Here is a 14,524-nt window from a genome sequence, read left to right as displayed (position 1 = left end):
GGGAAGGCATGGCCCAATCCTGAAGGTCGCCTGTATCCGAGGGATTTCCGCGAACGGCCAAGTGGTTACAAATTGTGTCGGCGGGGAGTCGGGGAAGCGTTGGCGACTTGCAACCCATCCGGGCCTCGCCTGGGAGATGAAGGCAATGTTCACTCCCTGCCGTGGCGGGACAGATGGAGGTGTGACCAGCCTTGGCCGCTAACGGCAGCTCTTAGATGTGCGGCACAAGGTGTTGCCGTTGAAGCTCAGGCAACCCGGGTCTCCGATCTGGCGGTAGTTCAGTACGAAGGATGCGCCGTTCTCCAACTGTACGGAGATGCTGCCGCTCCGGGCCGTGCCCGTGAGTCGCCAGCGGCCACGCCGGCTGCTCTGGGAGGCGCTGCCCCAGGCCATGTCCTGGTTGCCGTACATGTCCGAGGATCTCCCCGAGTAGCTGGATTCCGAGTAGTCGAAATACACCCCCCCGGGGCACAGGCCGATCTTGCGTTCGGTGGAACCGGAATAGCCCCACCATATGCCGGCGATCTCCTTCGCCAGCCTGGCCTCGTCGCTACCGGGGCCCCCGGCGGCCTGGCCGCTCTCGACTGCATGGCCGCCCCCTCGGCGTTCGCACTGCATCGTCGAGCCATCGGGGAACCGGATCTGCAAACTTCCCTGCTGGAGGCGATAGGGATAGGGCACGATTTCGCCGTCTTCCTCCACGAGCAGCGCTTCAGGTGTCTTCCTGTAACTGAAAGGGTCGCCATCCAGCACGCCCTGGGATGGGGAATGGAACCGCAAGCTGGACCCGCCACTGCAGGTCCACTCTCCCAGCAGGCTGCCACCCGTGGGGGCAGCCCGGCAGGGTGATCCGGGCAACAGCCCAACGCACAGGCCAAGGAACAGGCGGACAAGGAAAACCCATGCAAGCCGCCCCCAGGTATGGGGGTGATTGGAGGCGATATGTGTCATGGTCTTCTCCCCGGCCTGCGCGTGGGGCAAGTGTCCCTCCGCTTGTTTTCAATGTAGCCGGGATGAATGGGAATGGAGAGTTCGTGTGGGGCCGCCTCGACGCTGGGCTCTCCACGGGCCCGATGCCGGGCCTGTCTTACTCCACGGGGAAGTTGTAGTAGCGGCCTGGCCAGGGTTCGCTTTCAAGGGTGAAGTGCCACCACTCCTCCTTGAGCGGACGGAAGCCGTGGCGCTCCATGACCTGGCGCAGCAGCAGGCGGTGGGCCCGCTCGGCCGCCGGGATGCCCGGATGGTCCGGCCAGGATTCGGGTCCGAAGAAATCGAAGGGCGTTCCCATGGGCAGCTCGCCCCCGTCGGCCAGGTTTACCAGGGTCAGGTCCACGGTGCTGCCACGGCTGTGGCCGGATTTTTCGGCGATGTAGCCGTCCCGGAACAGGTGCTCCTTGGCCACGCCCGGATAGTAAAGGTGCTTGGTGGCCTGGTTCGCCAAATCCGCCGCCCAGCGCACGAAGTGGTCCACGGCCATCTGGGGCCGGTAGCCGTCGAACACCTTGATGCCCAGGCCAAAGGGCGCCAGGTCCCGGGCCACCTTGTCCAGTGCCTCCGCCGCCGGCCGGCTCAGCACCACCCGGGCAGTCCGGTATCCGTCCACCGGCCGGCCCACGAAATTGTCCGCCGTGGCGTAGCGCACCTCCTCCCGGGCCAGGGGAACGGCCTCGGACAGATATACGAAGCCCTCGGGCAGGGCCAGGGCGTGACCGCTGAAAAGAAAGGCCAGGAACAGGATGGGGAGCAAACGGGCGGACAAATTCATGGCGGGGCGTGAATGGTTTGGCTAGGAGAATCGTCAACGGGTCAGTTTGCCCGCGATGGCCACCACCTCGGCCGCCAGTTCCGCCACGCGGCGGGCGGAACTCTCGTCGGTCAGGCGGCCTTCCGAATCGAAGGCCACATCCGCACGGGGCACGGCAACCACCCTGGGCAGCACCAGGGCGCCCAGGGTGGTAAGCACGCGCTGAACCGCATCCAACCCCTGCAGGCCACCCAGGCCCCCGGGGGAAGCGGCCATGAGACCCGTGACCTTGCCCGCAAAGGGATTCGCGCCCTTCACCCGGGGGGTGCGGGACACCCAGTCCAGGGTGTTCTTCAGCAGGGCCGGGATGGAATGGTTGTACTCCGGCGAGACCACGACGAGACCGGCGTGGGCGGCGATGACCTCCTGGAGCCGGAAGGCGTGCTCCGGCGGGCCGCTTTCAGCTTCCAGGTCGCCGTTGTAGAGGGGCATGGGGTAGTCGGCCAGTTCCAGCAGGGTGGCCTGTCCGCCGGCGGCATCCACGGCCTGGGCGGCGGCCCGCGCCAGCTTGCGGTTGACGGATTCACGCCGGGTGCTTCCGGCAAAGACGAGGATCTTCATGGGTTAGGACTCCAGGTTCATGCAAAGTCTGCTACCCGGATTATCCATGAGGGGAATCAGCCTGCCTGCAGTCAGGGTTACGCCGTTTCCCCCTACAGCCCAGGCAGGTCCGGCCGTTCCTGCCTGGGGAAGCGTCCGGTCAATCCATCCAGGAAGGCGGCAATGGCCTTCACCTCCCTGTCCTCCAGTTCCTTGTTGAGCTGGGTCCTGGCCATCACCCGCACCGCCTCCTCCAGGTTGGGCACCTTGCCGTTGTGCATGTAGGGCCCGGTCAGGGCGATATTGCGCAGGGTGGGAATGCGGAACATGCGAATGTCCTTGGGATTCCTGGTCACCTCGTACCGGCCCCGGTCCTGGGTCAGCTCGTACTTGGCGTCGTAGATGCTGCCCTTGAAAGTGGGGAATTTCTGCAGGTTCCAGGGATAGAACAGGAAGCCTTCCTTCACGATGTGGCCGGAATAGTTGGGGCCGGAATGGCAGCTCACGCAGCCCATGCGGTCGAACAGCTTCATGCCTTGCTGGGCCTGGGTGGAAAGGGCCTGCCTGTCTCCCTTCAGGAAGCGGTCCACCGGGCTGTCGGGGGTGAGCAGGGTGCGCTCGTAGGCGGCAATGGCGCGGGCGACATTGTCGATGCTGAGGGCGTCCTTGCCGCCGAAGACGGCATTGAACTGGCTGACGTAGCCGGGAATCTGCTTCAGGCGGCCGATGACGGCGGCATGGTTGGGCATGGCCATTTCCACCGGGTTGACCAGGGGGCCCTTGGCCTGCTCCTCCAGGCTGGCGGCGCGCCCGTCCCAGAACAGCACGCTCATGAAGGCGGTGTTCCACACGGTGGGGGCGGAACGGTTGCCCAGCTTGCCGGCCACGCCCACGGAGGTGGCCCGGTCGTCGTCGCCGCCGCCCTCCATCACGTTGTGGCAGGAGAAGCAGGAGACGGTGCCATCCAGGGAAAGGCGGGGGTCGAAGAACAGTTGTTTGCCCAGCGCCACCTTGGCAGCGCTCATGGGGTTGTGGGCGGGCACCGGGGGCTGGGCGGGCAGGGGCACAGGGGCGGACTGGGCGGCGGTTACGGCCAGGGCGAAGGCGACGGTAACGAAGATGCGCATGGCGGGATTTCCTGAGGGCTCCGGATATCGGCCTTATCTTGTATGGAGCCTGACAGGTTCTGCCTTGACTAATGTCGCCCTACCCAGCAGTGTAATCAGCCACCGCGGCAGCGACGGTGACCCGGTCGTCATTTGTGACCAGCCGCCAGCGGTGGCCGCGGGCAGGGGAGTCTGGTCGGATACGGCATCTCTGCCTGCCCTGGGGCGGCGACTATCTCGGATGTTACAAAAGTGACGGTCCCAGGGCGGCGTTCTTGACATGTGGAGTTGCCGGTTCGGGCACTGGTACTACGGCCACGGCAAGGACCGCTACCACCATCTTCCGGAGTTCTGCCAGATCGAGGACGTGCACAACGAAGTGCACGTGCTGGGCAGCCAGATCGTGCATCCGTCAGGAACGGTGACATGGAGGCTGCGCGCAAGCAATGCCCCGGCCTGATCCAATGCAAGGATCGCATCCTGGTCATGCTCACGGCCTCGCATCTGGCGGTGAAAAAAGCCGGCGCGACTGCGCCGACTCGCTTCCAGAGGCATTGAAGACAAGACCAGGCAATTCTTCCATTGCCTGGTTAGGACAGGCCCCCTTCCTTCAGGCTGGTCCCGGAAACCTGGATCCGGAACGCCCGTTGTCGCGGTCCGGGTGGCGGAAGGTATTGCGCCTTCCGCACCAGGTGGCCTATCGATAAAGATCGCCTATTGCTCGCGCATAGAGGCGGTTGCCGGTCAGCAGCAGGTGCCTGGAATAGTCCGCGTAGCTTGCCGGGTCTGCCTGCATGACCCCTTTCTGGTTGGTGCGCACCGGTCCGCCGGAAAGGCCCATGAGGGCCAGGCCGGCCACGAGGGCCCGGTTGCTGTCGGTTTCTCCCATGTTGAGCTGGCCGAACCGGCCGGCGAAAACCACGTTCTCCTTCAGGTTCGCCACCCCGCCCATGACCGCCGAGGAAATGGGGGCGGCACGTCCGCGCACATAGAGCAGGCTCAGGTTCTTGCTCAGGCTCATGCCTGCCTTGGCCTCCACGTCGGTCTCGTTCCGCACGCCGAACAGGCCCTTGTTGCGGCCGGCGGCGGTTTCCGCAAAGTCCACCACATACATGGGGTTGAGGACGAGGGCCTTGTTGTCGAAGGCGAAATCGCCGGCGCGCCGGCCATTGCCCCAGCCGAAGGCGCCCTGGTCGCCCAACTGTTCCGCCTGGTCGAACCAGAGCTTCATGCCGGTGGGGGACAGCACCAAATAGGTGCGGCCTCCGTGCTCCACGGTGTAAGGCCCGCCATCCTTGCCCTTGGCCGCCTCGATCTCCGCGAAGGAGGGATGGGCGGAGAAGTCGGCATAGGGGATGAGGTCCACGCCACTGGCCTTCAACTGGGCCAGGAAATCCTCGTAGGCCCTGTCCACTTCCGCCTGCATGCGCTGCAGGTCCATGCCTTCCAGGGTGAGTTCGACCTTGGAATTGACGCCTGACTTATGGGTGCCACCCACCATGTAGGACGCGCGGATGCTGTCTGACACCACGGCCTTGGTGGCAAAGGCCACGCGGAAGCCGCCCACCACTACCTCCTTCATGGCCGCCAGGTCCTTCTTCGGCCATGCGCGCTTGGCCAGGAAGGTATCCGCATCGAGGTTGACCACCTTGGGTGCCGGGTCAAGGGCTGTGGATATCGGGGCGGATTGGGACGGCGCAGCGTCGGATGCATTGTCTGTGCTGCTCGAATCCGCCCCGGGCTCCGCAGGTTTCTCTTCGGTTTTCTCCGCTCCGACCAGGCCCTTGACCGAACCCCAGAGGTCAAATGCCTGGGCAGGTGCGGCAAGCAAGGTCAGGCAGCAGATCAGCCATGCACGGTTTTTCATAATGGACATGCCTTCACGAACAAATTTGGAAAACTGCGGCAGTGCGCAGAAGCCAGGACTTGGGGCGGGTTGCCACCCTGCATTACTTGGAAACCGGAATATATCGCCAGTGCGGCCAACCAGAAATCAGGTATGCCCTGGTAAGTAACGTGTGGACAACGTGGTGGCGCGCTGGTTTCAGTGGCCTGTCTGCTGGTCCGGGCAAGACGGCAAGGGTTCGATCAAGCCCCCATCGTCTTCCGTCGTACGGCTTACCCGGCGGTCCACCTTCCAGGCCTGCATGGCCTCTGCAGGGGCGGGGGCCAGCAGGGATTCCACCTCGTCGGGCGGTGCCGCCAGCCAATCCTGCCAGTGCTCGGGGGGAATGATGGCCGGCATGCGGTCGTGCACAGGCGCCATGACTTCATTGGGGCCGGTGGTGATGACGGCGCAGGTGCGCAGGATCTCCCCGTCCGGCCTCCGCCAGGACTCCCACAGGCCGCCCATGGCCAGGGGCCTGCCGGACTTCAGGCTGAAATACCAGGGCTGCTTCACCCGCCCCTCGGTCTTCCATTCATAGAACCCGTCGGCGGGGATCAGGCAGCGCCGGCGGCGGAAGGCATCGCGGAAGGAGGGCTTCTCCTTCACCCCCTCGGCCCGGGCGTTGTTCAGCTTGGCCCCCACGGACGGGTCCCTGGACCAGTGGGGCACCAGGCCCCAGCGCAGCAGGTGCAGCACCCGCTTGCCCTCGGGGGACAGGCGAATCACCGGGATGTCGGTGCCCGGCGGGATGTTGTAGCGGGGGCCGAAGTCCGCCCATTCAGCCAGACCAAAGTGGGCGGCAACTTCCGCGGGCGGGGTGGAGAAGGCGTAGCGGCCGCACATGGGATGTCGGGTGAAAGGGTGATGGGTCAAGCGAGACTATAGAGCCTGGCAGCCTGCCTTGCTCACTACGGCCTGGAGGGCGGATGCGACGAAGGCGTTATCCGCCGGGTGCATCTTTTATGCGGCGCAATACCCTTCGGTGATTGCGCCCTACGCCGGGCTCATTCCACCCCCACCAACGCGGCCCGCATCTGGTCCTCGGCGATGGGGGTTTGCAGCACGGCATGGACGGGGAACAAATCCAGCAGCTTGCCGATGTGGGCCGCCTCGCCGGGCTGCATGACGATGATGACCTTCGCCTGGGGCGCCACGGCCTGGAGGGTGCGTAGGGTCACATCCAGATTGGAGACCGTGTTGCCCGCGTAGTCATTGCCCCAGGCATAGATGAATTCACCCACGAAGAAATCCGGCTTCTTCTGCTTCAGGGTGCGGTGCAGGTTGCGGGCGGAGTCGAAACGCTCTGCCACGATGCCCAGTTCCTGGTACAGGTCGGGGAAATGGGCGGCGAAAGGGGAGGCGACCAGGGCGTAGAGGGTTTTCATGGGACTGCGGTTTCATGATGGGATGTAGAAAAAAGTGGTCTGTCCCCTATTACTCTGTCCCCTATTACTCCTCCCTCCTGTCCCCTATTACTCCTGCCACGGATTAAGTAAAGTATTCTTCAAATCATGCAACCTGTTTGAGCAATGGCCAGCGGACATCGATCTCATCCCAAGGAACGTACACCCGGCCGGCATCATCCTTCTCGATTACCGTCCATTCCATCAGTGCGCTGACATCCTTGTACACGTTGCGGTAATGCCGGGACAATCGTTTTGCCAATGCATAAATCGAGAGCGGACCCGCCGCTTTCAGCGACTCGACCAATTCCCAGCGTTTCGGAGTGAACACCTCGCTGAATTGCGCCATGGTGCGAAACCCGATGCCGTGATACGGACTGACCCGCTGACCTTCCATGGCTGCTTGCAAAGCCTCTCCAAACTGGGCCAGGCTGACTTCGATTGGCTGTCCGACTTTCACTTCCAGCACGCTCATGATTCAAGCTCCTTCACATCCCGCAAGAAGTCGCGGATCAAGGTGGGCACATCCTTGAAATCGTAGGGCGTTTCCACTGTGCCCATGTGCTTGTGGTCGCCCTTACCCCTTTCGTTGTCGTAGCCGACCAGGCGTTTGCCATCAACCACATAGACCAGACGGTACTTGATGCGATGTCCCGACGGGGGTACGGGCGCCGGCACTTCCCAGATGACGCCTTCGATGACTCCCCGCCCGTAAGTCTCCTTGATCCGCCTGATCAGCGACGCCTTCATGGTGGCTATTCTCGTCCAAGCCATGGGGCCTATCAAGCCTCATATGCATTGCCCTTATCGACTTGACTCGACTCGACTCGCGTCCGTCCGCTCCTGACCCCGACCTGCTCGCTGCAGGCGGCATCTCCACGGGCAGCAACGAGGCCGCCCTTCGGCATTCAACATTCGCCCCCTTCAGCCTCCATGCCGCGTAGGCTGGAGTTTCTGCTCGAACATCCAGACACAAAAAACCCCGGCCTGGCCGGGGATTCATGGCGGGCCTACTTGGTTCAGTCGTTGAACCGGAACTCCGCAGATCGTCCGTGGGCCTGGAGGCCTTCGCCGTAGGCCAGGGCGGCGGCGATCTCGCCCAGGGTTTTGGCCCCCGTCTCGGATACCTGGATGAGGCTGGAGCGCTTCTGGAAGTCGTACACCCCCAGGGGCGAGGAGAAGCGGGCCGTGCGGGAGGTGGGCAGCGGGTAATTAGGGACCGGGTAATTAGCGCGGGTAATTAGCGCGGGTAATTAGCGCGGGTAATTAGCGCGGGTAATTAGCGCGGGTAATTAGCGCGGGTAATTAGGGACGGACCACGTTTTCACGCAGCCATCCTCTCCAAAGGCTTGATCGCTGGCCGCTTGGCCTGGCTCGCTTGCCACAGATCGTATTGGTTCTGCATCCCCAACCAGAGATCGGGCGAGGTTCCCAGCCACTGGGATAGCCTGAGGGCCATATCCGCACTGATGCCGCCCTTGCTGTTGAGGATTTTCGACAGCGTGACCCGGGAGACCTGCAAAGCCTCGGCGGCCTCCGTCACCGTCAATTCGCTCATCCATTCCCGCAGGACTTCGCCGGGGTGGGGTGGGTTGTGCATGCGGCTCATCTCTTGCCTCTAGTGGTAGTCCTGATAATCAACCAGTTCCCCGTCCTGGCCTTCAAAGCGGAAGGTCATGCGCCAGTTGCCGTTTACCGTTACCGACCAGTGGCCTGCCAAGTCGCCCGTCAATGCATGTAGCCGCCAGCCGCTGACGTTCATGTCCTGGGGGCCTCTGGCAGAGTCCAGCGAGGCCAGTTGCAGGCGGAGCTTATTGGCGTGGCTGGGTTGAATGCCTTTCTTGCTGCCGGTCAGGAAGAAGGTTTCCAGGCACTTCTGCCGGAATGTTTTGATCATACCCCACTGTCAACTGTAAATATATTGTTATCAGTCATGGGGCTGTTGTTTTTGAGTGCCCCTCCCGAAACTACGCACGGCAGAGCTCCTAATTCATGGGGCCGGCCGGTTTTGCAATACGCTCAGACCCGCCGTTCCTGACCGGCCATCCGCTGATACCGGATGGTGGTGACCACCGACTGATCCATGTCCTTGTAGTGCCGGGCTTCCTCTTTGTGGGCCTTGACCTTGGCGATGAAGGCGGTGAACCGGGCTTTGGCTTCGTTGGCTTGCAGGGTACGCATGGGGTGTCTCCTGTTGTTGGTGTTACCTTCGCATTTACCTCTGTATTTCCCTCTCCCTAACCCTCTCCCGCTTGCGGGAGAGGGGACTGGTCAGATCAATCCCAAGCGAGTGCGCCACCCGTTTGGTACTCGGTGACCCTCGTCTCGAAAAAGTTCTTTTCCTTCTTCAGGTCGATCATCTCGGCCATCCAGGGGAAGGGGTTGTTGGCGCCGGGGAAGAGTTCGTCCAGGCCAATTTGGGTGGCGCGGCGGTTGGCGATGAAGCGCAGGTATTCCTTGAACATGGGGGCGTTCAGGCCCAGCACGCCCCGGGGCATGGTGTCTTCGGCGTATTGGTATTCCAGCTCCACGGCCTTCATGAACATGGCCTTGAGCTCGGCCTTGAAGGCGGGGGTCCACAGGTGGGGCTCTTCCAGCTTGATCTGGTTGATCATGTCGATGCCGAAGTTGCAGTGCATGGACTCGTCCCGAAGGATGTACTGGTACTGCTCGGCGGCGCCGGTCATCTTGTTCTGGCGGCCCATGGCCAGGATCTGCACGAAGCCCACGTAGAAGAACAGGCCTTCCATGATGCAGGCGAAGGCGATGAGGGACTTGAGGAAGGTCTGGTCGTCCTCGGGGGTGCCGGTCTTGAAGTCCGGGTTGGAGAGCACGTCGATGAAGGGCAGCAGGAACTCGTCCTTGGCCTTGATGCTGCTCACCTCGTGGTAGGCGTTGAAGATTTCGCCTTCGTCCAGGCCCAGGCTTTCCACGATGTACTGGTAGGCGTGGGTGTGGATGGCTTCCTCGAAGGCCTGGCGCAGCAGGTACTGGCGGCATTCGGGGGCGGTGATCTGGCGGTAGGTGCCCAGGACGATGTTGTTGGCGGCCAGGCTGTCGGCGGTGACGAAGAAGCCCAGGTTGCGCTTGACGATGAGGCGCTCGTCCTCGGTGAGGCCGTTGGGGTCCTTCCAGGTGGCGATGTCCCGGTTCATGTTCACTTCCTGGGGCATCCAGTGGTTTGCGCAGGCGGCGATGTATTTTTCCCAGGCCCACTTGTACTTGAAGGGCACGAGCTGGTTCACGTCGGTGCTGGCGTTGATGATGCGCTTGTCTTCCACCCGCACGCGGCGGTTCTTCTGGGGGGCTTCACCTTCCTTGGGAATGGCAGCGGAAATCCCCCCTGCCCCCCTTTGGGAAAGGGGGGGGGCCTTGGGGGTGTCCCAGTTGGGTTGGGCCACGCCGCCGCCGGCAAAGCCCAGGCCCAGGTTGGCGGGCTGAAGCTGGGGCATGGGCGCGGGTGCGGGGGTGGCGGTGGGGGTGAAGTCGTCTTCGAAGCTGAGCATGGGGGTGGTCTCCTTCGTGTTGTGTGTCTGTTCAGAAAATGATGCTGGTGCCGGGATGGATGATCTCCAGGACCTCCAGGCCGGAGGCCAGGGTTTCCAGGCGGATTTCTTCAAGGGTTGCGCGGCTGAGGCCCAGCAGCTTCATGCTGTTGGCTGCTTGGGCGTCGGGGGTGAAGGGTTCGGGCTCCATGTCGGTCTTCAGGCAGGGGGCCAGCTGGGCGGCCTGGATGGCGGCCAGGTGGATGACGGCGACTTCCCGGACGAAATCGGGTGTGGCATCCGGGGCAAGCTGGTGGCGAACCGACTGGTGCAGCTTTTCAGGCAAGCCCCAGGATTCGAGCAGGGCCGCGCCCACTTCGGCGTGGCTGAAGCCGAACACCCGTCGTTCGCCTTCCACCAGGTCCAGTCCATCCGCCTGGGCCAGGCGCAGCACCTCGCGGTATTCCGCCGGCCGGCGCACGTAGAACACCAGGCGTCCGACGCCGTGCAGCAGGCCGGCGAGGAACAGGCTGTCCCCGTCCTTCATCCGCAGGTAGCTCGCAGCCAGCCGGGCGAAAACGGCACAGGTGGTGCTGTTGTCCCAGAAGGTGTCCATGTCCACGAACTCCGGAGGGATGTCGCGAAACACCTTTACTGCCGACGCCGCCAGCACCAGGTCCCGCAGGGCCCGGTGGCCAATGAGGGCGACGGCCCGGGTCAGGGTGTCCACCCGGCCACGCTGGCCGTACATGGCCGAATTGGCCAGGCGCAGCACGGTGGCCACCAGGTTGGCATCCAGCTGGACCACCTCCACCAGGTCCTGGGCGGTGGCGGTGGAGGTGTCCATCACCTTGCAGGCCCGGAATACCAGGTCGGGCAGGCTGAAGAGGCTGTGCACCTCCTGAGCCAGGGATGCGGGGGTGGTGGCCGGCTTGGCGGTGGGCGACTCGACCAGCGTCATGATGGCTGGTCCCTTACTGGCAGGCCTCGCATTCCTCGAAGCCGGGGTCGCCGGGGCGCAGGGTGCAGGCCTTGCCCACCACTTCCGGCTCGGGCAGGGCCTGCCTGGCCGCCGCGCTGCCGGTCATGTTGGTGGCAAAGCTGCCGCCGCCGCCGTTGGCGGATACGGCATTGAGCTCGCCGCCCTTGCCGGTGGATTTCTCCGCCGAGGTGGCGCCCAGGGCGCGCAGGTAGTAGGTGGTCTTCAGACCCCTCAGCCAGGCCAGCTTGTAGGTCTCGTCCAGCTTCTTGCCGCTGGCGCCGTGGAAGTAGAGGTTCAGGCTCTGGGCCTGGTCGATCCACTTCTGGCGGCGGGCGCCGGCCTCGATGAGCCACACGGGGTCGATCTCGAAGGCGGTGGCGTAGAGGCTGCGCAGCTCGGTGGGGACCCGGTCGATCCTGGCCAGGGAGCCGTCGAAGTACTTGATGTCGCCCAACATGACTTCGTCCCACAGGTTCATGGCCTTCAGGTCCCGCACCAGATACTGGTTGACCACGGTGAACTCGCCAGACAGGTTGGATTTGACGAACAGGTTCTGGTAAGTGGGCTCGATGGAGGCGGACACGCCGACGATGTTGGCGATGGTGGCCGTGGGGGCGATGGCCAGGCAGTTGGAGTTGCGCATGCCCACGCTCATGATGCGCGAGCGCAGGGCGGCCCAGTCCAGGCGCTCGGTGAGGTCCGCTTCCACGTAGCCGCCGCGCTCTTCGGCCAGCAGCTTGAGGGAGTCCTGGGGCAGGATGCCCTTGCTCCACAGGGAGCCGTTGAAGCTGGAGTAGCGACCCCGCTCCTCGGCCAGATCGGTGGAAGCCCAGTAGGCGTTGTAGGCCACGGCTTCCATGGCCCGGTCTGCGAACTCCACGGCGTTGGCACTGGCGTAGGGGATGCGCAGTTTGTGCAGGGCGTCCTGGAAGCCCATGATGCCCATGCCCACGGGGCGGTGCTTGAGGTTGGAGTTGCGGGCCTTGCCCACGTTGTAGAAGTTGATGTCGATGACGTTGTCCAGCATGCGCATGGCGGTGTGCACGGTGCGGGACAGCTTCTCCATGTCCAGGCCGCCATCCTTCAGATGGTTCACCAGGTTGACGGAGCCCAGGTTGCACACGGCGATCTCGTTGTCGTTGGTGTGCAGGGTGATCTCGGTGCAGAGGTTGCTGGAATGGACCACGCCCACGTGCTGGTTGGTGTAGCGCACGTTGCAGGCATCCTTGAAGGTGATCCAGGGGTGCCCGGTTTCGAACAGCATGGACAGCATCTTGCGCCACAGGCCCAGGGCGCTGGTCTTCTTGAACACCTTGATGTCGCCCCGGGCGGCTTTCTCTTCATAGGCCAGGTAGGCGGCCTCGAAGTCCTTGCCGAATTTATCGTGCAGGTCGGGGCAGTCGGAGGGGGAGAACAGGGTCCACTCGGCGTTGTCCGTTGCGGGGTTGGCCATAACCCGCTTCATGAACAGGTCCGGCACCCAGTTGGCGGTGTTCATGTCGTGGGTGCGGCGGCGGTCGTCGCCGGTGTTCTTGCGCAGCTCGAGGAACTCCTCGATGTCCATGTGCCAGGTTTCCAGGAAGGCGCACACGGCGCCCTTGCGCTTGCCGCCCTGGTTCACGGCCACGGCGGTGTCGTTGGCCACCTTCAGGAAGGGGACCACGCCCTGGGACTTGCCGTTGGTGCCCTTGATGTAGGCACCCAGGGAGCGGACGCGGGTCCAGTCGTTGCCGATGCCGCCGGCGTATTTCTGCAGCAGGGCGTTTTCCTTGATGCCCTGGTAGATGCCGTCCAGGTCGTCGGGGATGGTGGTGAGGTAGCAGGAGGACAACTGGCTGTGGCGGGTGCCCGAGTTGAACAGGGTGGGGGTGCTGCTCATGTAGTCGAAGCTGGACAGCACGTTGTAGAACTCGATGGCCCGCTCTTCCCGGTTGATCTCGTTCAGGGACAGGCCCATGGCCACGCGCATGAAGAAGGCCTGGGGCAGCTCGATGCGGCGCTCGGAGATGTGCAGGAAGTAGCGGTCGTACAGGGTCTGCAGGCCCAGGTACTGGAACTGGTTGTCGCGGCTGGCGTCCAGAACGGCGGCCAGGCGGGGCAGGTCGAACTGGAGCAGCTTCTCGTCCAGCAGCTCGGCTTCCACGCCTTCCTTGATGAACTGGGTGAAGTACTCGGCGTAGCGGGTGGTCATGTCCGCCTGGGTCACTTCCTCGCCCAGCACTTCCTTGCGGATGGAGTTGAGCAGCAGGCGGGCGGTGACGTAGGTGTAGTCCGGGTCCTTCTCGATGAGGGAGCGGGCGGAGAGGATGAGGGACTTGCGCACCTCTTCCATGGGCACCCCGTCGTAGATGTCCCGCACGGTGGCCTGGAGGATGGGCTGGGCGCTGGTCTCCGGCAGGCCCTCGCAGGCGGCGGTGATCAGGGCGGCCAGGGCTTCCAGGTCCAGGGGCTTGCGCACGCCGTCCTCGGTGCAGAACAGGGCGTTGTCCTGGGCCTGCTGCTGCTTCAGCTTGGAGCGCTCTTCGGCCCGGCGCTCCCGGTAAAGCACATAGGCCCGGGCAACTTCGTGTTCGCCGGAGCGCATGAGGGCCAGTTCCACCTGGTCCTGGACGTCCTCGATGTGGCAGGTGCCGCCGGCCGGCTTGCGGCGCAGCAGGCTGTCCACCACGTTGCGTGTCAGGGCCTCCACTGTCTCGCGGATGCGGGCGGAGCCTGCGGCCTGGCCGCCATGGACGGCGATGAAGGCCTTGGACAGGGCCACCGCGATCTTGTTGGGCTCGAAGTTGACCACCGCGCCGTTGCGGCGGATAAGCTTGTGGCCGGAGAGGTCGGGAGCGGCGTCAGCCTGGGGAGAAGTGCCCAGTCCGACCATGTTGGAATCGTTGATGTCAGGCATGGAAACAGCGGGGTTTGCGGGCTGAATCTCGGCGGGAATCTGCATCGGTGCGTCTCCTGGATAGTTGAATGCCGGAAAATCCCGGGCATCCGGTGGTTTATTAGCAAACGCTAAATGTAGTGTCTGCCACCCATGTTGTGCGCTAATTCTAGTGTCCGAGACTCAGCCGTCAACCGGTTTTTTTGTGCACAGTTTCCGCACAGGATGTCCACAGGGTTGTCGACAGAACGGGGTTGCTCCGTGCCCTTGATGAATGGGGCATCGTGTCCTGTCAGGCTGACTTATCCACAGGTTTTGAAGTGGGGGCCCCCGGTGGATAACGGGTTGGGTTTGTGGGTGGAAGGCCATTTGCTTCCCGGGCGAAGTGGCCCGGGGTGTGGATGGGGACCTTCCAGGAACAATGCCGCGTCCCATGTCATG

16 protein-coding genes and 1 pseudogene are annotated in these 14,524 nt (G+C 63.6%); 1 reads left to right on the top strand and 16 read right to left on the bottom strand.

What is annotated here, in order from left to right; genetic code table 11:
* Positions 1-198 precede the first annotated feature (198 nt).
* The 4 genes from H6935_05460 to H6935_05445 form a co-directional block, all read right to left on the bottom strand.
* Entirely contained in the window at positions 199-951 is a 753-nt protein-coding gene (locus tag H6935_05460) for a hypothetical protein (GenBank protein ID MCP5277796.1), read from the bottom strand.
* 136 nt (positions 952-1,087) lie between these two features.
* Positions 1,088-1,765, bottom strand: coding sequence for a M15 family metallopeptidase (locus H6935_05455; protein ID MCP5277795.1), 678 nt, complete (start codon positions 1,763-1,765; stop codon positions 1,088-1,090).
* Between the two features lie 33 nt (positions 1,766-1,798).
* Complete coding sequence (locus H6935_05450; protein MCP5277794.1) at positions 1,799-2,365, bottom strand: NAD(P)H-dependent oxidoreductase; 567 nt, start codon at positions 2,363-2,365, stop codon at positions 1,799-1,801.
* 92 nt (positions 2,366-2,457) lie between these two features.
* A complete protein-coding gene (locus tag H6935_05445; protein ID MCP5277793.1) occupies positions 2,458-3,471 on the bottom strand; it encodes a c-type cytochrome in 1,014 nt (337 codons plus the stop codon).
* Between the two features lie 259 nt (positions 3,472-3,730).
* On the opposite strand from H6935_05445, the gene H6935_05440 reads away from it, so the two are divergent.
* Complete coding sequence (locus H6935_05440) at positions 3,731-3,910, top strand: CZB domain-containing protein (protein MCP5277792.1); 180 nt, start codon at positions 3,731-3,733, stop codon at positions 3,908-3,910.
* Positions 3,911-4,147: 237 nt separating this feature from the next.
* Here the strand turns inward: H6935_05440 and H6935_05435 are convergent, their stop codons facing one another.
* The 12 genes and pseudogenes from H6935_05435 to H6935_05380 form a co-directional block, all read right to left on the bottom strand.
* Positions 4,148-5,317, bottom strand: coding sequence for a hypothetical protein (locus H6935_05435; protein ID MCP5277791.1), 1,170 nt, complete (start codon positions 5,315-5,317; stop codon positions 4,148-4,150).
* A gap of 177 nt (positions 5,318-5,494) precedes the next feature.
* Positions 5,495-6,181 carry an SOS response-associated peptidase gene (locus H6935_05430; protein MCP5277790.1) on the bottom strand — a complete coding sequence of 229 codons (687 nt, stop codon included), beginning with the start codon at positions 6,179-6,181 and terminating at the stop codon, positions 5,495-5,497.
* A gap of 161 nt (positions 6,182-6,342) precedes the next feature.
* Complete coding sequence (locus H6935_05425) at positions 6,343-6,723, bottom strand: hypothetical protein (protein ID MCP5277789.1); 381 nt, start codon at positions 6,721-6,723, stop codon at positions 6,343-6,345.
* 124 nt (positions 6,724-6,847) lie between these two features.
* Positions 6,848-7,216 carry a hypothetical protein gene (locus H6935_05420; protein MCP5277788.1) on the bottom strand — a complete coding sequence of 123 codons (369 nt, stop codon included), beginning with the start codon at positions 7,214-7,216 and terminating at the stop codon, positions 6,848-6,850.
* Positions 7,213-7,491 (bottom strand): hypothetical protein, encoded by a 279-nt coding sequence (locus tag H6935_05415; protein ID MCP5277787.1) that lies wholly within the window; start codon positions 7,489-7,491, stop codon positions 7,213-7,215. The genes H6935_05420 and H6935_05415 overlap by 4 nt, the downstream gene beginning before the upstream one ends.
* Positions 7,492-7,760: 269 nt before the next feature.
* Positions 7,761-7,958 (bottom strand): annotated as a pseudogene (locus H6935_05410) (histidinol dehydrogenase).
* 107 nt (positions 7,959-8,065) lie between these two features.
* A complete protein-coding gene (locus H6935_05405) occupies positions 8,066-8,350 on the bottom strand; it encodes a HigA family addiction module antidote protein (GenBank protein MCP5277786.1) in 285 nt (94 codons plus the stop codon).
* Between the two features lie 9 nt (positions 8,351-8,359).
* Positions 8,360-8,638: a type II toxin-antitoxin system RelE/ParE family toxin gene (locus H6935_05400; protein ID MCP5277785.1), complete on the bottom strand. Its 279-nt coding sequence runs from the start codon at positions 8,636-8,638 to the stop codon at positions 8,360-8,362.
* A gap of 122 nt (positions 8,639-8,760) precedes the next feature.
* Positions 8,761-8,922, bottom strand: coding sequence for a hypothetical protein (locus H6935_05395; GenBank protein ID MCP5277784.1), 162 nt, complete (start codon positions 8,920-8,922; stop codon positions 8,761-8,763).
* Between the two features lie 95 nt (positions 8,923-9,017).
* Positions 9,018-10,247: a ribonucleotide-diphosphate reductase subunit beta gene (locus H6935_05390; protein MCP5277783.1), complete on the bottom strand. Its 1,230-nt coding sequence runs from the start codon at positions 10,245-10,247 to the stop codon at positions 9,018-9,020.
* 31 nt (positions 10,248-10,278) lie between these two features.
* The gene (locus H6935_05385; GenBank protein ID MCP5277782.1) at positions 10,279-11,187 is read right to left on the bottom strand and encodes an HDOD domain-containing protein; all 909 of its coding nucleotides are present in this window, start codon (positions 11,185-11,187) and stop codon (positions 10,279-10,281) included.
* A 13-nt stretch (positions 11,188-11,200) separates the two neighbouring features.
* A complete protein-coding gene (locus H6935_05380) occupies positions 11,201-14,104 on the bottom strand; it encodes a ribonucleoside-diphosphate reductase subunit alpha (protein ID MCP5277781.1) in 2,904 nt (967 codons plus the stop codon).
* Positions 14,105-14,524: the final 420 nt, after the last annotated feature.

Origin of the sequence: Thiobacillus sp., assembly GCA_024235835.1 — a bacterium.
Taxonomy (GTDB): Bacteria; Pseudomonadota; Gammaproteobacteria; order Burkholderiales; family Thiobacillaceae; genus PFJX01.
Note: the sequence above shows the minus strand (reverse complement) of the source record. Positions and strands in the feature narration are given on the sequence as shown.